The organism is Sphingopyxis sp., assembly GCF_050725655.1.
Taxonomy (GTDB): Bacteria; Pseudomonadota; Alphaproteobacteria; order Sphingomonadales; family Sphingomonadaceae; genus Sphingopyxis.
The window spans coordinates 29,201-45,119 of sequence record NZ_JBOHHT010000046.1 but is presented as its reverse complement, the minus strand read 5'-3'; the positions used below and the strand labels follow the sequence as shown (position 1 = coordinate 45,119).

The 15,919-nt window shown below is 65.5% G+C and carries 15 protein-coding genes; 5 read left to right on the top strand and 10 right to left on the bottom strand.

Annotation, left to right across the window (positions count from 1 at the left end; all coding sequences use genetic code 11):
* The 4 genes from ACREBX_RS06150 to ACREBX_RS06135 all read right to left on the bottom strand — a co-directional run.
* Window positions 1-780 (bottom strand): alpha/beta fold hydrolase (locus ACREBX_RS06150; protein WP_431560875.1); only part of this gene is annotated, 780 nt, incomplete at its 3' end.
* A gap of 3 nt (window positions 781-783) precedes the next feature.
* Entirely contained in the window at window positions 784-2,565 is a 1,782-nt protein-coding gene (aspS, locus tag ACREBX_RS06145) for an aspartate--tRNA ligase (RefSeq protein WP_431560874.1), read from the bottom strand.
* 105 nt (window positions 2,566-2,670) lie between these two features.
* Window positions 2,671-4,182, bottom strand: coding sequence for an FAD-binding protein (locus tag ACREBX_RS06140; protein WP_431560873.1), 1,512 nt, complete (start codon window positions 4,180-4,182; stop codon window positions 2,671-2,673).
* The gene (locus ACREBX_RS06135) at window positions 4,182-4,511 is read right to left on the bottom strand and encodes a hypothetical protein (protein ID WP_431560872.1); all 330 of its coding nucleotides are present in this window, start codon (window positions 4,509-4,511) and stop codon (window positions 4,182-4,184) included. The genes ACREBX_RS06140 and ACREBX_RS06135 overlap by 1 nt, the downstream gene beginning before the upstream one ends.
* Before the next feature lie 109 nt (window positions 4,512-4,620).
* On the opposite strand from ACREBX_RS06135, the gene rnd reads away from it, so the two are divergent.
* Entirely contained in the window at window positions 4,621-5,808 is a 1,188-nt protein-coding gene (rnd, locus tag ACREBX_RS06130) for a ribonuclease D (protein ID WP_431560871.1), read from the top strand.
* Here rnd and ACREBX_RS06125 read toward each other — a convergent pair.
* From ACREBX_RS06125 to ACREBX_RS06110, 4 genes are read right to left on the bottom strand one after another with little or no spacing between them, the layout of a single operon-like run.
* Window positions 5,805-7,244 (bottom strand): Ppx/GppA family phosphatase, encoded by a 1,440-nt coding sequence (locus ACREBX_RS06125; protein WP_431560870.1) that lies wholly within the window; start codon window positions 7,242-7,244, stop codon window positions 5,805-5,807. The genes rnd and ACREBX_RS06125 overlap by 4 nt on opposite strands.
* A 50-nt stretch (window positions 7,245-7,294) precedes the next feature.
* Window positions 7,295-9,466 (bottom strand): RNA degradosome polyphosphate kinase, encoded by a 2,172-nt coding sequence (locus tag ACREBX_RS06120; protein WP_431560869.1) that lies wholly within the window; start codon window positions 9,464-9,466, stop codon window positions 7,295-7,297.
* Entirely contained in the window at window positions 9,463-10,116 is a 654-nt protein-coding gene (locus ACREBX_RS06115; protein WP_431560868.1) for an HdaA/DnaA family protein, read from the bottom strand. The genes ACREBX_RS06120 and ACREBX_RS06115 overlap by 4 nt, the downstream gene beginning before the upstream one ends.
* On the bottom strand, window positions 10,116-11,387 hold the full coding sequence (locus tag ACREBX_RS06110; RefSeq protein WP_431560867.1) for a heavy-metal-associated domain-containing protein: 1,272 nt from the start codon (window positions 11,385-11,387) through the stop codon (window positions 10,116-10,118). Before ACREBX_RS06110 ends, ACREBX_RS06115 begins: the two co-directional genes overlap by 1 nt.
* A gap of 85 nt (window positions 11,388-11,472) precedes the next feature.
* Between ACREBX_RS06110 and purM the strand changes: the two genes are divergently transcribed.
* From purM to ACREBX_RS06095, 3 genes are read left to right on the top strand one after another with little or no spacing between them, the layout of a single operon-like run.
* On the top strand, window positions 11,473-12,579 hold the full coding sequence (gene purM / locus ACREBX_RS06105; protein WP_431560866.1) for a phosphoribosylformylglycinamidine cyclo-ligase: 1,107 nt from the start codon (window positions 11,473-11,475) through the stop codon (window positions 12,577-12,579).
* Window positions 12,572-13,522: a phosphoribosylglycinamide formyltransferase gene (gene purN, locus ACREBX_RS06100; protein WP_431560865.1), complete on the top strand. Its 951-nt coding sequence runs from the start codon at window positions 12,572-12,574 to the stop codon at window positions 13,520-13,522. The genes purM and purN overlap by 8 nt, the downstream gene beginning before the upstream one ends.
* Before the next feature lie 2 nt (window positions 13,523-13,524).
* Window positions 13,525-14,178, top strand: coding sequence for a hypothetical protein (locus ACREBX_RS06095; RefSeq protein WP_431560864.1), 654 nt, complete (start codon window positions 13,525-13,527; stop codon window positions 14,176-14,178).
* A gap of 56 nt (window positions 14,179-14,234) precedes the next feature.
* Here the strand turns inward: ACREBX_RS06095 and ndk are convergent, their stop codons facing one another.
* Window positions 14,235-14,657 (bottom strand): nucleoside-diphosphate kinase, encoded by a 423-nt coding sequence (ndk, locus tag ACREBX_RS06090; RefSeq protein ID WP_431560863.1) that lies wholly within the window; start codon window positions 14,655-14,657, stop codon window positions 14,235-14,237.
* A 140-nt stretch (window positions 14,658-14,797) separates the two neighbouring features.
* Here ndk and ACREBX_RS06085 point away from each other — a divergent pair, with 140 nt between their 5' ends.
* On the top strand, window positions 14,798-15,439 hold the full coding sequence (locus ACREBX_RS06085) for a hypothetical protein (RefSeq protein ID WP_431560862.1): 642 nt from the start codon (window positions 14,798-14,800) through the stop codon (window positions 15,437-15,439).
* Between the two features lie 3 nt (window positions 15,440-15,442).
* On the opposite strand, the gene ACREBX_RS06080 is transcribed toward ACREBX_RS06085, so the two are convergent.
* Window positions 15,443-15,892: a DNA polymerase III subunit chi gene (locus tag ACREBX_RS06080; protein WP_431560861.1), complete on the bottom strand. Its 450-nt coding sequence runs from the start codon at window positions 15,890-15,892 to the stop codon at window positions 15,443-15,445.
* Between the last annotated feature and the right edge of the window lie 27 nt (window positions 15,893-15,919).

The window sequence follows — 15,919 nt, the reverse complement described above, 5'->3', positions numbered from 1 at the left end:
GCCGAGCGCCGCACCGAGACCGATCCAGGCCGGGCTCAGCGAAAAATCGAGCGGGCCGCCGCGCTCGCCGGTCGGGGCGCGGATGACCGTCGACGGCGTGGCCAGATAGTGCAGCCACTCGTGCGGGCTGGTGCGTAGCGCATTTTGATAGACCGATGCTTCGAGCGACGGGGGGCAGGCGAGCTCCAGCCCCTCGCCGTCCGCGGCGGGAAGTAGGCCATAGGTGCAATAGTCGGCGAGGACGCGCGGGTCCCAGTTCGCATAGGGCGGCCGGTCGGCAAAGCGCGCGCGCATCTCTTCGGCGCTCGTCCAGCTATTGCGGCGGCGCGCGACGGGATGCTCGGCGGGATCGGGGATCGGCTTGGCCGCCTCGCCTTCGTAAAAGACGGGGTCCATGATCACCGGATCGATGAGGACCAGATGACCGAAGCCGGCGGGCCGCTGCGACGCGAGCCGGGTCAGGATATAGGCGCCCATGCTGTGGCCGCAGCCGATGAGCGGATGCCCGCCGAGCCCGTCGAGCAGCGGCAATAGCGCGTCGGCGGTCGCCGCCCAGTTGGCAAGCGTCGCGGGGCGAAAGCTGCGCCCATGGCCGCGATGATCGGGCGCGATGACGTGGGTGCCGGCGGGCAGCGCCGCAACGACCTGACCCCACAGGCGCGCGTGAAAACCCGTGGCGTGGAGCAGGAGCAGCGAAGGCCCCTGCCCCCGCGTTCCCCATTCGAACCAGCAAATATCGCCTTCCGGCGTTTCCAGCCGGTGCTCCCGGGGTTCGCTCACGCCTTAGCTCTTCGGACCGTCGACGATACGGATGCCAAGTTCCTTGAGCTGCTTGTCGCTGACCGGCGCCGGGGCGTTCATCATCAGATCCTCGGCCTTCTGGTTCATCGGGAAGACGACGACTTCGCGGATGTTCGGCTCGTCGGCGAGCAGCATCACGATGCGGTCGACGCCGGGCGCCGAACCGCCGTGCGGCGGTGCGCCGAACTTGAAGGCGTTGATCATGCCGCTGAAGTTCGCATCGACGTCGGCCTGGCTGTAGCCCGCGATTTCGAACGCCTTGTACATGATGTCGGGGCGATGGTTGCGGATCGCACCCGACGATAGTTCGACGCCGTTGCAGACAATGTCATACTGCCACGCGAGGATGTCGAGCGGATCCTTGGTTTCGAGTGCTTCGAGCTCGCCCTGCGGCATGCTGAACGGGTTGTGGCTGAAATCGATCTTGCCGGTGTCCTCGTCGGCCTCGAACATCGGGAAGTCGACGATCCAGCACATTTCGAACTTGCCGGGGTCGATCAGCTCAAGCTGTTCGGCGACGCGGGTGCGGGCGAGGCCGGCGAGCTTCGCCGCCATGGCTTCCTTGCCCGCGGCGAAGAAGAGGCCATCGTCGGGACCGGTGCCGAGTTCGGCGGCGAGCGCGTCCATCTTGTCGGCGCCGTGGTTCTTGGCGATCGGGCCGCCCCATTCGCCGCCCTTGCGCGTTGCATAGCCGAGCCCGGCAAAGCCTTCGCCCTGCGCCCAGCTGTTCATGTCGTCGAAGAATTTGCGGCTCTTCTCCGCGGTGGCGGGCGCGGGGATTGCACGCACGACATCGCCCGCGGCGACGATGTCGGCGAAACGGCCAAAGCCCGACCCGGTGAAGTGCGACGAGACATCGGCGATGATGAGCGGGTTGCGCAGGTCGGGCTTGTCATTGCCGTATTTCAGCATCGATTCGCGGTACGGGATACGCGGGAAAGAACCGGCCGGGGTCACCGACTTGCCGTTCGCATACTCCTCGAACACGCCCGCGAGCACGGGTTCGATCGCGTTGAAGACGTCGTCCTGCGTGACAAAGCTCATTTCGAAGTCGAGCTGGTAGAATTCGCCGGGCGAACGGTCGGCGCGCGCGTCTTCGTCGCGGAAGCAGGGCGCGATCTGGAAATAGCGGTCGAAGCCCGCGACCATCAGCAGCTGCTTGAACATCTGCGGCGCCTGCGGCAGCGCATAGAATTTGCCGGGATGAACGCGGCTCGGCACCAGATAGTCGCGCGCGCCCTCCGGCGACGAGGCGGTCAGGATCGGGGTCTGAAATTCGGTGAAGCCCTGATCGACCATGCGACGGCGCAGCGACGCGATGACGTTCGAACGCAGCATGATGTTGGCATGCAGGCGTTCGCGGCGCAGGTCGAGAAAACGGTATTTCAGGCGAATATCCTCGGGATATTCCTGTTCGCCCGCGACCGGCATCGGCAGCTCGATCGCCGCCGACTGGACGGACACGTCACGCGCGCGCACTTCGATCGCGCCGGTCGGCAGGTTGGAGTTCGTCGTTTCCGCCGAGCGCGCGACAACATCGCCGGTGATCGTCACGACGCTTTCGGCGCGCAGGCCGTCGAGCGTTGCGAAAGCCGCATCGCTCGAGTCCGCGACGATCTGGGTCAGGCCATAATGGTCGCGCAGGTCGACGAAGAGCAGCCCGCCATGATCGCGCTTGCGATGCACCCAGCCCGAGACACGGACATTCTGGCCGACATCCTCGGCGCGGAGCTGGCCACAATTATGGGTACGATAGGCGTGCATTTTCCTTGGGTCTTTCACATGTCCGGGAAGGCACGCGCAAACGTACCGATATGGCCGCGCCTAAGGCAGCGCGGCGAGCGATTTGTCAAGGGTGGAGGGCGCAAATCAACGGGTCAGCCCGAGGTTGTCGAGCACCTCGCTACCGAACAGCGCGCGGTGCGCCGGATCGGTAAGCAGACGGCCCTGCGCGGCGCGCCAGCGGCGGAAATCCTCGCCATAGTCGGCAGCGACACGCGCCGCGTCGAGCCGGCAGCTTTTCGCCCAGTGGCGGGTGAAGGTGATCCCCTCTGCATCGAGGCATTCGACGACGCGGGCATAGGCGTCGGCGGTGCGCTGGCTCCGCGGGCCGTCGAAATCGATCACGGCATTGTGCGTAAAGCGCGCGGGCGCGAGCAGGCCCTGCGCGCGCTCCATGAAGCGTATGGTGACGACGGTCGAGCCCCCGTGCTTGGCATAAACCGCGCAAATGCGTTCAAAGGCGCGCGCGAGGTCGGCGCGGTCTATGGTGACCGAGGCATTGAACAGGTCGGCGAGCGGCCGGTGCGTATCGAGCCCCTCCCCCCAACTGCCATAGACCGGCGGCGCGTCGACATCGGGGCCGCTCGCATAGCCCTGCTTCATCGCGAACTGAAGCAACGGCCCGCGCGCCCACGGATAATCGTTGAGCAGCCGGCCGAGCAGGCTGAGCGCGTCATAGCCCGCGCCGAGCTGGCCGGGCGTCGCACGGGGATAGTCGTCGCGCCACGGTTCGCGATAAAGGAAACGCAGCATCGCCGGCCGCTTGAAGGGCTTATAGGGATTGACGATCATCTGGACAAAGTCGGGATCGCGATCGAGCGCATAGGCGGCCGAGAAGCGGCGGAAATCGCCCGCGGCGAGCCAGTCCAGCGCCGCCCGATCCACCTTGCGCAAATTCTGGATCGGACGGACGAGGAATTTCGGCACACTGTCGACGACGAGCGCAGTCACGATACCGAGCGAGCCGACGGGAAGCTGCGCCGCGGCAAATATAGTGTCGTCGCGCAGCGCCGTCGAACCGGTGGCGGCGATGAAGGCATCGCTCATCACGCCCGCGTCGGGCTCGATCCAGCGGATGCCGGCGGGAGTGACGATCTGGAGCGCGCGGATATGATCCTGGATGCCGCCCCGCGCGATCATCGATCCGTGGGTGCCCGTGGCGCACGCGCCCGCGAAGGTCTGTCCGTTGCCGGCACCGCTCGTCCACAGCGAACGGCCCTGTTCCTCGAACTTGTCCGAAACCTCGTCGACGAGCGCCCCCGCTTCGACGAGCATCAAGGCGCCCGCGTCCATGCCGGGGCGGACGTCATCGGTGCCGATGCGAAAGCAGCGGTTGAAGCGGCGCGTGTGGAGCAGCCAGCTTTGCGAACTGATATTGACGTTCGACGGCGACCAGCCCGCGCCGAGCGGGCGGACGCGGCGCTTGGCCGTTTCAGCCTGCGCAAGCCAGTCCTGCACCGACTTCGCGGCGATCGCGATCTCGTCGCGTCCGCGCTCCGCGTCACCGCTGCGCAAGGCGAATCGCGTCGCCGCCTCGCAGGTGCCGGTGCCGTGATAATTAGTCCAGCGGCCTTCGTCGCCGAGTCTGACGATGGGCATCAGGCGTCTCCCAGCGGCAGGATGCCCGCATGGGCGCGCCAAGCGACGGTGACCGGCCGCAGGAAACCGAAGGTCGCGATCGCGACGAGCATCTGGCGCCGCGTCGCGAACAGCCGAACGTCGCACAGGCCGTGGTCGGATTCGGGCGTCACGAACGGCTGCGCGGCCTGGGCGGCGAAACCCCAGCCCTTCAGCGTCACCACCATCGATTCTTCGTCGAGCGGTCGCGGATTGGCGATCGACACGAAGATGTCTGCCTGCCCCGCAGCATATTGCCCGAAAAGCAACGCAAAACCGAGCGCAGCGAGCGCCCAACCGAGCCACATCATGCCCCAAATCCCTTCGTCTTTTTCCCCAGCCGGTGTTCCGGCTCCGCGACCCGAAGAGCACGGGCAATTTTTCCTGCCCGTTCCTCTCAACTAGCTGTATAGGCGCGCTATGCAAGTCCATCCGTTGATCGAAACCAACGCCGCGCTCGTCGAATTCTGCGACCTCATTCGGAACAGCGATTTCATCGCGGTCGATACCGAATTCATGCGTGAAAACACTTTCTGGCCAGAGCTTTGCCTGATCCAGGTGGCCGACCGCGACCATGCCGCGGCGATCGATCCGATGGCGCCCGGCATGGATTTGAAGCCGCTGCTCGACCTGCTCGTCGATAATGAGGACATGCTGAAAGTCTTCCACGCCGGCGGGCAGGATGTCGAAATCATCTTCAACCTGACCGGCAAGACGCCGCATCCGATCTTCGACACCCAGATCGGCCAGATGGCGCTCGGCCAGGCCGAACAGGTCGGATATTCGAACCTGGTCGAAGCGTGGATCGGGCTGCAGCTCGACAAGGGTGCGCGTTTTACCGACTGGAGCCGCCGCCCGCTCGACAAGCGCCAGATCGACTATGCGGTCGGCGACGTGACCCATCTGGCCAAGATTTTCCCGATGATGCTCGACAAGCTGATCAAGACCGGCCGCGGCCACTGGCTCGACGAGGAAATGGAAAAGCTCGCCGATCCTGCGAACTACAGCGTCGACCCCGAAAAGGCGTGGCAGCGTATCAAGGTCCCGACGCGCAAGCTCGACGTGCTCGGCCGCCTGCAATCGCTCGCCGCCTGGCGCGAACGCGAGGCGCGGCAAAAGAATCTGCCGCGCGGCCGCATCGTCAAGGACGAGACGCTGGCCGACCTCGCCGCGCACCCGCCGAAGGATCAGGACGGGCTGGGCCGCGTTCGGGGCCTGTCGGCAACCTGGCGCACGAACGACATCGGCGGCCGATTGATGGACGCGATCGCCAATGCCAAGCCGATGTCGAAGGACGAGATGCCCGAGCGCGCGCCGCGCGGCCCGGGGCTCGGCAAGGAAGGCACGCTGGTCGCCGACCTGCTCAAGCTGCTGCTGAAAATCCGTGCGCGCGAACTCAATGTCGCCGCGCGTTTGATCGCGCGCAGCGACGATCTCGAAGCGCTCGCCGCCGGCGCACGCGAGGGCATCCAGATGATGCAGGGGTGGCGTTACGACGTGTTCGGCCATGCCGCGCTCGACCTCGTCGAAGGCCGGATGGGCTTTGCCGTCAAGAACGGCAAGCTGCTGATGAGCGAAATCGACGCCGCAACCGCGGCCGAAATCTAAAGCAACACCAGCTCGGGCTTCGCATCGAGTGCCTGCGCCAGCACGCGCAGGCGGCGCTCGACCGATTCGCCCGCAAGATGATGCCAGCCGGCATCGAGGCAAAGCTTCAGCTTGCCATCGACCAGCGCCACGCCGCTCGCCTTCAGCGGCGCCTCGACGCCGCCGGTCAGGCGCTGCGCAAGGCGGATCGCGAGCCCCCATTGGCGCGCCCGCGCGAGCCGTTCGGGCGACACCAGTGTCCCCATCGCAGGAAATTCGGCATCGGCGCCGCCAAAGCCCGCATACAGCGCGCGCGCGAGCAGGATGCGCCCCGGAATATCGATGCTGCGCCAGTTACCGTGCAGGCCGATCTCGGTGCCGCGTTCGGCGCGGAAATCGGGGTTGGCCGACCAGGCGACATCGCTGAGCAGGCTCGCCGCGAGCCGGACGCGGCTGTCGGCGGGCGCTTCATCGTCGAACAGCGGCGCGATCCATTCGGCGATCGCGCGGCCGTGCGGCGCGAAACGCGCAAGGCGTCGCCCCTCGAATTCGGCGGCGACGATCAGCGGGTCCTGCGCGCGCGTCTGCGCATCGAGCGCCTGATAAAGCAGTCCCTCACGAAGCCCCGACGACGACACCGTCATTTCGGGTACGTCGAGAATGTTGACGAGCGCCGCGAGTAGCGCCGCCGCATCGGGCAAGGCCGCGGCGCGGTTCGACGCCATGCCGGGGATCGCGCGCAATTCCTCGAAGCTCAGCCGCTTCGAAGCGCGGATCAGGCGGCGAATTGCACTACGCGGCAGCGTATGCTGGTCGAGCACCGCGAGCGGATCGCGCGTGAGTTCGAGGTCGAGACGCGAGAGCGCGCGCCATGAGCCGCCTACGAGGTAGAGCGGCAGGCCGGTCATCCCGTCGGGCCAGCCCGCCGCGCGCAGCATCTTGCGGATCGCGCGCTCGAACGCCTGATCGCCATCCTTGCGTAGCGCCGGCAGGCGAAGCACGCCGAGCGGGAAGGAGGCGCGGCGGCCGACCCGGCCATTCGACACTTCTGCAAGTTCCAGGCTGCCGCCGCCGAGATCGACGGCGATACCGTGTGCGTCGGGGATCGCGGCGAGCACGCCATAACCCGCCGCTTCGGCTTCTTCCTCGCCGGAGAGCAGCCGGATCTGGAGCCCCGCCTCGGCCGCCGCCTTGATGAACTCCGGACCGTTCACCGCATCGCGCACCGCGGCGGTGGCAACGCATTGCACGTCCTTCACGTCCATATGCTTTGCAAGCAGCGCGTAGCGACGAAGCGCGACCAAGCCGCGTTCGGCATCTTCGGGCGCGATGCGGCCGTCGACCGCCAGACCGCGGCCGAGGCCCGCGGCGACCTTTTCATTGAAGATCACCGCAGGCGCACGCGCCGGCCCTTCATAGACAACGATGCGGACCGAGTTGGACCCAATGTCGATCACGGCGGATCGGTGGACCGCCTGCTTGGAGGAACGTTGGGGGCTCAATTTTTTCAATCTTCACGCATGTTGAAGGCGAGCGTCGGAACGTCGTGGCGCTTGTGGAGTGCCGTTCCGCGACCCGAGAGTGACGCGTTCGTCATGAAATAATGGTGCAAGTTAAACGGCTTGTCTCCCGGCGTGACGCGCACCGAAGTTCCGTCGGGTTGCAGGATCCAGCTTTGTTCATTGTCGATCAGGTTGGCGACGAGCACCTGATCCAATATCTGGTCGTGGACGGTCGGGTTTTCGATCGGGATCATATATTCGACGCGGCGGTCGAAGTTGCGCGGCATCCAGTCGGCGCTGCTGATGTAGAGCTTTGCCCCCCGGTGCGGCAGCGCGGCGCCGTTCGCGAACGCCCAGACGCGGCTGTGTTCGAGAAAGCGGCCGACGACCGACTTGACGCGGATCGTTTCGGACAGGCCGGCCACGCCCGGCCGCAGGCAGCAGATGCCGCGCACGATCAGCTCGATCGGCACGCCGGCCGCGCTCGCTTCATAAAGTTTGTCGATGATATCGGGATCGACGAGGCTGTTCATCTTGGCCCAGACGCCCGACGGCTGCCCCGCCCGCGCCGCGGCGGTTTCGGCGTCGATCAGGTCGCAAAGATGCGCGCGCATGTTGAGCGGCGACATGGTGATCAGGTCGAGCCGTTCGGGTTCGACATAGCCGGTGATGTAATTGAACAGCTGCGCCGCATCGCGCCCCGCGCGCGGGTCGGCGGTGAAGAAGCTGAGATCGGTGTAGATGCGTGCGGTGACCGGGTGATAATTGCCGGTGCCGAAGTGACAGTAGGTTTTATATCCCTGCCCTTCGCGGCGCACGACCATCGAAATCTTCGCGTGCGTCTTCCACTCGATGAAGCCGTAGACGACCTGCACCCCGGCGCGTTCGAGCTGGTTCGCCCAGAGCAGATTCTGCTCCTCGTCAAAGCGCGCCTTGAGTTCGACGACCGCGGTCACCGACTTGCCGGCTTCCGCGGCCTCGATCAGCGCGCGAATCACCGGCGACTGATCGCCGGCGCGATAGAGCGTCTGCTTGATCGCGACAACGTCGGGGTCGGCCGCCGCCTGGCGCAGGAAAGCGAGCACGACCTCGAAGCTTTCATACGGATGATGGACAAGGATGTCCTTGCTGCGGATCGCCGCGAAGCAATCGCCGCCATGTTCGCGTATGCGTTCGGGAAAGCGCGCCGAGTAAGCGGGGAATTTGAGATCGGGGCGATCGACGTCGACGAGCGCCGACAGCGCGGCGAGACCGATGAAGCCACCGATCTTGGCAACAATCGCCTCATGCCCCTGAATATCGGCGTTGAGCACCGCGGCGATTTCGCCCGGCATGTCGGCCTCGAGTTCGAGCAGGATCACGCGGCCACGGCGGCGGCGGCGGATCGCGGTGCGGAACAAGCGGACGAGATCCTCGGCCTCTTCTTCCAGTTCGATATCGCTGTCGCGGATGATCCGGAACACGCCGAGCGAGCGAATCGTGAAACCGGGGAACAGCAGGCCGCCGAAAATCTCGATCAGAAATTCGATCGGCACGAACGCGCCCGGCTGTCCCGGCACCGGCACGAAACGCGGCAGCGCGGCGGGGATCATCACCAGCTCGCGCACCGTCTCCCCGTCCGCCTTGCGCTGCAGGTCGAAGATCACGCCCAGCCCGCGGTTCGGGATGAAGGGAAAGGGATGTGCCGGGTCGAGCGCCTGCGGCGTGAGGATCGGGAAGATCTGGTCGATGAAATATTGGCGGAGCGCGGTACGCAGCGCTTCCTTGTCCGACCCCGTGCCGTGGACAACGATGCCCTGTTCGCCGAGTTGACGGTGGAGCAATTGCCATTCGCTCTGCTGCTGATCGACGAGGCGGTTCACCTCGGCTTCGATCTCCGCAAGCTGCTGCCCCGGCGAGCGGCCGTCGGCCGAAGGGTCGTCGATCCCCTGCAACTGCTGACCCTTCAGCCCCGCGACGCGGACCATGAAGAATTCGTCGAGGTTGCTGCCCGAAATCGACAGGAAACGTAGCCGTTCGAGCAGCGGATGCGCGGGGTTGCGCGCTTCCTCCATCACACGGCGGTTGAACGCCAGCCAGCTGAGTTCGCGGTTGAAGAAACGTCCAGGGCCAAAGGTCGGCGGCAGCGCCGTCGCGGGGTCATTGTCAGCACGGAGCGGCTGGCCGGTCAGGGTCATGGGGTGCTCTCCTGTCGTTCGAGCAGATCGGGATCGATCAGCCCTTGTGACAGTAATGTTTCACGCGTGAGACGGATGCCAACGCGCCGTCCCTGTTCGAGCGAAGCCGCATCGAGCGCCGCGACGACGCGGTGGATCATCGCATAGCTGCGCTCCATCCGCGGCACGATATAGGAGGCGACGCCGGGCGCGAGCGCCATGCCGCGCTGCGCGAACAGCGCTTCGATCAGGTCGCGCGCGAGGCAATCATCGGGTTCGCCGATTGTCAGCACCGGCACGGCGGAAAGTCGCGAAGCGAGGTCGGGCAGGGCAATGTTCCAGTCGGAGGGCGGCGCGCCCGCAATAATGAGCAACGGCGAACCGCTCGATTGCGCGGCATTCCAGGCGTGAAAGACGTCTTCTTCGCTGACGCTGCCATGTCCGTCGATCACGCGGCCACCAGTGTCGCTGGCAAAGAGCCGGCCCATCAGGCTGCGCCCCGATCCGGGCGGCCCGGTGAGCACCGCTGTGCGCACCGGCCAGGTCGCGACATGGCGCAGATAGCGCACGGCATCCGCGTTGCTGGTGCCGACGATCAGCGGACCGTCGTTGCTGCCCCCGGCGCTCCAGTCGAGCGGCAGTGCGATCTGGCCGGAAGCGGCGCGCGCCATCAGCGGCTGATCCTGAGCTGGCCGCCGCCTTCCTGCACGGTGAATCCGCGCGCGGCGAGCGCGGCCTTGAGCGCGGCGAGGTCACCCCGGAAGCTGACGCGCATCACCGAGGTGCCGCCGAGCGCAAGGCTGGTGGTCGAGGCCGACTGGACGCCAGCGGCACCCGCCACCGCACGCTCGGTCGCGGTAACCGAATCGACGTCGGGCGAGCTGTACTGAACGGTGAAGCTCTGCGCCCCGACGGCCGCCGTCGTCGGCACGCTGGCATCGGTTTCGCTGGGCAGCACATCCTCGTCGGTCGCGGCCTCTTCGGGCAGGTCTTCCCGTTCGACGGGCTTTTCGAGCACGAGATAGGTATCGGTGCGCAGCACGCCCGACGCCAGCGCGTCGATATAGATGCGGTCCATTCGCGCGACCGCCTTTTCCATCATGTCGGGCAGCGCCGCGGGGCTGGGACCGGTCATCGTGAAGCTGGAGATCAGCTTGCTGTCGGGGCCGAAGCGCGCGGTGAAATAGCCTTTGATCGGGCCACCGGGATAGGAATATTCGACGCGTGCGATCGGCGTCAGCACATCGGCGGCGCCATATTGATCGAGAATCACGCGCCACCAGACGCGGCCACGGCGCCCGGTCTGCCCGGCGTTGATCAGCAGCGTATCGGCGCCGGTGCCCGCGGTGCGGACATAGTCGATCGCGCTCTGCCCCGTATTATATTCGGCCCACGCGCGCTGCCAGGCGCTACGCTGTTCGAACACCTGCGGGATGCCGTCGATTGCATAGACCGGAATGACGAGCAGCGGCGGCGAACGCAGCGTGCGGCCGCTGACGCCGAGAATCTGCCCCGCGCGCACGCGGTCGAACTGGACGCCGAGCCGCGCGACATAGCGGCGCGCGCCGATCTGCTCTTCCTCGACGACGATCGCGGTGACGATACCGTCGAGCACCGAATCGCCAAGTTTGGGGCCGTCGCTGCCGTTCAATTTGCGATAAAGCTGCGTCCAGCCGAGACGCTGAGCCTCGCGCCAGCCCTTGGTGCGCGCATCGTCGGCATTGTCGCCGGTGACGTCGACCATGATGCCGCTCGCGAGAAAATCGCCGCTGCTGTTGATCGGGGTGATACCGCGATCGCCGCGGCTGATCTGCCCTTCGACCACGCCGACGAGCAGAATCGCGAAGAACAGGCCGAAAAGCGCGGCCCAGCGCCAGTCGCGCGGGCGAAAGGCATCGAGGTTCAGGCGGGGCGCGAAGCGGGGGAAAGCAGCCGAAATCATATCTTCTCTATGCTTTGCCCAAAAGCTTGGCGCCGGACAAGGAAATCATGGCATTTCGTGGCCAGAGTCGTTAGTCGCGCTGGCCATGGATTCCAAGCACAACAAACCCGGCTCCTACACTTATGCGCAGGCCGGCGTATCGATCGAGACCGGCAACGCGCTGGTCCGTGCCATTGCCCCGCTCGCCCGTGCGACGCGCCGCCCCGGCGCCGACGCTGACCTCGGCGGCTTTGGCGGCTTTTTCGACCTGAAGGCAGCGGGGTTCAACGACCCTTTGCTCGTCGCGGCGAACGACGGGGTCGGCACAAAGCTGAAACTCGCCATCGAATCGGGCAAGCATGACGGGGTCGGGATCGACCTGGTCGCGATGTGCGCCAACGATCTGATCGTGCAGGGTGCCGAGCCGCTGTTTTTCCTCGACTATTATGCGACCGGCAAGCTCGACAACGACGTCGCGACCGAAGTCGTCGCCAGCATCGCCGAGGGATGCAAGCAGGCCGGATGCGCGCTGATCGGCGGCGAGACCGCCGAAATGCCGGGCATGTATTCGGACGGCGACTATGACCTCGCGGGCTTCTGTGTCGGCGCGGTCGAGCGCGATCAGGTGCTGACCGCCGACAAACTTGCGGCGGGCGACGTGATTCTGGGCCTCGCTTCGTCGGGGGTTCATTCGAACGGCTTCTCGCTCGTGCGCCGGCTCGCGGCCGACAAGGGCTGGAAACTCGACCGCCCTGCTCTGTTCGACCAGACGATCCTGCTGATCGACGCGCTGATGGCGCCGACGCGCATCTATGTGAAGAGCCTGCTCCCGCTGGTGAAGAGCGGCAAGATTCATGCGCTCGCACATATCACCGGCGGCGGGCTGCTCGAGAATATCCCGCGCATCCTGCCCAAGACCCTGCACGCGCATGTCGATGCCGATGCGTGGGACCAGCCGCGGCTGATGGCCTTCCTGCAAGCGCAGGGAAACATCGAACCCGAGGAAATGGCGCGCACCTTCAATTGCGGGATCGGCATGGCGGTTGTCGTCGCGGAAGCCGATGTTGACAGCGTTACCACCGCACTTGAAACGGCCGGCGAAACCGTGTTCCGCATCGGCCATATCGCCGACGGCGAAAAGGGCTGCACCGTGACGGGCAGCACCGAAACGTGGAGTGCAATGAGCGCCTGGTCGGCAACGCATAATGGCTAAAGCGCGGGTCGCCGTCCTGATTTCGGGCGCCGGCACCAATATGGCAGCGCTGCTCTATGCGGCGAAGGCCGAAGACTGCCCCTATGAACTGGTGCTCGTCGGCAGCAACGACCCCGACGCGCCGGGGCTGAAGATTGCCGAGGCCGAAGGCATCTCCGCTTGGGGCCTGTCGCACAAGGGCATGAACCGCGATGCGTTCGACGCACTCGTCGACGAGCAGTTGCGCGCGGCGGGCGCGGAGTTTGTCGCTCTTGCGGGCTATATGCGCATCCTGTCCGACGATTTTGTCGGCCGCTGGGCGGGCAAGATGATCAACATCCACCCTAGCCTGCTGCCGCTCTACAAGGGGCTGAACACGCATAGCCAGGCGATCGAGGCAGGCGACAAATTCGGTGGATGCAGCGTCCATATCGTGACGCCCGGCGTCGACGAAGGGCCCGTGCTCGCGCAGACGCCGGTCGCGATCCTGCCCGGCGACACGGTCGAAACGCTCACGCGGCGGGTGCAATTCGCCGAACACCAGCTTTATCCCGCCACGCTCGCCGCCTTTGTGATGCGCGAACGGTCGCCCGACTATCTGCGCAGCCGCGTGCGCGAACTCGCGCTGGCATTGCCCGAAGCCGACGAAGTGATCTCGCACGGCATGCCGTGTTTCGGCATCGTGAAGGGCAAGAAATTCGCCTATTTCACCGAGGATCATCACGGCGACGGCAAGATCGCGATCCTGGTGAAGATCAGCGGCGCCGAGGAACAGGCGATGCTGATCGAGCTCGACGAAGACCGCTATTACCGCCCCGCCTACTTCGGCGACGGCTGGCTCGGCGTCCGCCTTGACCGGGGAGAGACCGACTGGGACGCGATCGGCGAATGGCTGCGCAAAAGCTGGCTGTCGGTCGCACCGAAGAAGCTGGCCGGACTGATGGGGATAGCCGAGGAGTTTTGACGATGCGGTTTTTCGCGGCGCTGTTGATCCTCGTACTAGGTGGCTGCGACGTGGCCGTTTCCGAAAAACCGATGTTCACCGACGCCGATACCGTCGGTGCGCCCCCGCTCGAAAACGGCGTCTGGCTGATGCCCGAAAAGATCGAAGACGACGCGAGTCCGTGCGCCGTCGATGTCGCGAAGCCAGTCTCGACTTGGCCGAAATGCGCCGCTTGGGCGCTTTACCGGAACGGGCAATGGTTCGAGCGCGACGGTGAGACGGGTATCGCGACGAAGCCGGTGGCGGGATCGGTCCTGATTACCGGCGGCGACATCGCCATCGTCCAGGTGCGCTTCGACGATCCGGACGGAGACGCCGCATCGAGCGACGATCCACCCGGGCCCTCGGCCTATTTCTTCGCGGCTTTCGACGACAAACCCGTCGATGCCAGCACCAAGCTGCGCTCGGTCAAATTGTGGGTCGCGATGTGCGGGACCCATAAACCGAACGCCCCGGGGACCGACGAAGACACTCCCGAGGAACTGGTGCGCTTCGACGGTTTCGACGAGGAATGCCGCCCGGCGTCGGTCGACGTGCTGCGCGCGGCGGCCCGGATGAGCCGGACGCCGGAGACGAAATTGGCGCATTTCCGATGGGCGCGGGCGACGCTCGACTGAACGAAAAAGGCCGCCGGATCGCTCCGGCGGCCTTTTTTATCGTTATCCCGCTGGGATCAGCCGACGATTTCTTCGGGCTTGAAGAAATAGGCGATTTCGATCGCGGCATTCTCGTCGCTGTCCGAACCGTGGACGGTGTTCGCTTCAATGCTTTCGGCCAGTTCCTTGCGGATCGTGCCGGGCTCGGCGTTCTCCGGGTTGGTCGCGCCCATGATGTCGCGGTTCGCCTGCATGGCATTTTCGCCCTCGAGGACCTGGACGACGACGGGGCCGCTGATCATGAAGTCGACGAGTTCGCCGAAGAAGGGGCGTTCCTTGTGGACCGCATAGAAGCCTTCGGCCTGTTCGCGGGTCATGTGGATGCGCTTCGAGGCGACGACGCGCAGGCCGGCGTCTTCCAGCATCTTGGTGACGGCGCCGGTGATGTTGCGGCGGGTGGCGTCGGGCTTGATGATCGAAAAGGTGCGAGTGACCGCCATGGGGAAGCTCCTGTGTTATTATGGTCTGCGATGCGCGCGCCTCTAGCCGCGCTTTTGCTGCACTGCAAGGTCGTCTGGGTCCAAAGACGCTGCGAAATAGCGCGATTCATGCTATGGCGCGGCTTGAGAGGGGCCATCTCATGACCGACGGACTGGAGAGAGTGACGCGCCGTGCCTTTGCGGGTTCGGCGCTTATGGCGTCTATAGCGCTGACTAGCGGGGCGAAAGCGGCGGAAGCAACGTTGCGCCTTACGGCTTCCGGGGACCTTGGGCCCTTCTACCCGATCGAAAGACTCACCGAGGATGATGCCGACCTCACATGGATCAAGGGGCATAGTGCGCGCGCGCTGGGCAATGTGATCGAGGTCAGCGGGCGCGTGCTCGACCGCCATGGCAATCCCGTCCGCAATGCGGCGATCGAGGTGTGGCAGGCGAATTCGGTCGGGCGCTATGCGCATCCGAACGATGTTGCGACCGCGCCGCTCGATCCGAATTTCCAGGGCTATGCCCGGCTGACGACGGGCGCGGGCGGCGAATGGCGGGTCACGACGATCAAGCCCGCAGCCTATGACTCGCCGATCGGACGGCGGACGCCGCACATCCATTTCGACGTGCATGGCAAGAGCCACCGGCTGGTTTCGCAAATGTATTTTGCCGACGATGCTGAAACCAACGCGAACGACATGCTTTACAAGGGGTTGGGCGACTTGGCCGACACGGCGATCGCGAAGCTCGACAGCCCGGCGAAATATCGCTGGGACGTCATTTTGATGGACGACTAGCGGTCAGGGTCCTTCGGACCAGCGGCCGTTCTCGTCCTGTTTCCAGAAGCGGTTGTCGACGTCATCGCGGGCGGCGAGCGTGCGCCAGAGCGCGCGGGCATCGTCGATGCGGCTGTTGTCGAAGAGCAGGAAGGTGCGTTCGAACCCCAGCGCCGCGTCGCGCCATTCGCCGTCGGCGAGCGCGAGGTGGCTGGCGCGGTTGGGCGGCGAGGTTTCGAGTGTTCCCGAAATCAGGATCGGCTCGATCTCTTCATCGGACGACCCCGCCATACCATGCGGCAGGAAGCTTGCGGGCTGGAGCGTCCACAGCGCCTCGTCGATCGCCTGACGCTGCATCGCGGACGCGGCGACCACCAGCAGGCGGTCGCCGTTTGCCAATATGCGCGTCGCAAGCGCCGGGAGCACCCGTTCGACCGGGTCGCGGGTCAGCCGGTAAAAGTCGACGCGCGCCATGCTCCCTGCCCCCTATTCTGCTTTCTG

Excerpts from the sequence above, each read along its gene's own strand:
- ACREBX_RS06120 (WP_431560869.1), bottom strand. The coding sequence starts at position 9,466 with ATGACCCTGACCGGCCAGCCGCTCCGTGCTGACAATGACCCCGCGACG.
- ndk (WP_431560863.1), bottom strand. The coding sequence starts at position 14,657 with ATGGCGGTCACTCGCACCTTTTCGATCATCAAGCCCGACGCCACCCGC.
- ACREBX_RS06135 (WP_431560872.1), bottom strand. The coding sequence starts at position 4,511 with ATGATGTGGCTCGGTTGGGCGCTCGCTGCGCTCGGTTTTGCGTTGCTT.
- ACREBX_RS06115 (WP_431560868.1), bottom strand. The coding sequence starts at position 10,116 with ATGGCGCGCGCCGCTTCCGGCCAGATCGCACTGCCGCTCGACTGGAGC.
- purM (WP_431560866.1), top strand. The coding sequence starts at position 11,473 with ATGGATTCCAAGCACAACAAACCCGGCTCCTACACTTATGCGCAGGCC.
- purN (WP_431560865.1), top strand. The coding sequence starts at position 12,572 with ATGGCTAAAGCGCGGGTCGCCGTCCTGATTTCGGGCGCCGGCACCAAT.
- ACREBX_RS06095 (WP_431560864.1), top strand. The coding sequence starts at position 13,525 with ATGCGGTTTTTCGCGGCGCTGTTGATCCTCGTACTAGGTGGCTGCGAC.
- ACREBX_RS06110 (WP_431560867.1), bottom strand. The coding sequence starts at position 11,387 with ATGATTTCGGCTGCTTTCCCCCGCTTCGCGCCCCGCCTGAACCTCGAT.
- ACREBX_RS06140 (WP_431560873.1), bottom strand. The coding sequence starts at position 4,182 with ATGCCCATCGTCAGACTCGGCGACGAAGGCCGCTGGACTAATTATCAC.
- rnd (WP_431560871.1), top strand. The coding sequence starts at position 4,621 with ATGCAAGTCCATCCGTTGATCGAAACCAACGCCGCGCTCGTCGAATTC.
- ACREBX_RS06080 (WP_431560861.1), bottom strand. The coding sequence starts at position 15,892 with ATGGCGCGCGTCGACTTTTACCGGCTGACCCGCGACCCGGTCGAACGG.
- aspS (WP_431560874.1), bottom strand. The coding sequence starts at position 2,565 with ATGCACGCCTATCGTACCCATAATTGTGGCCAGCTCCGCGCCGAGGAT.
- ACREBX_RS06085 (WP_431560862.1), top strand. The coding sequence starts at position 14,798 with ATGACCGACGGACTGGAGAGAGTGACGCGCCGTGCCTTTGCGGGTTCG.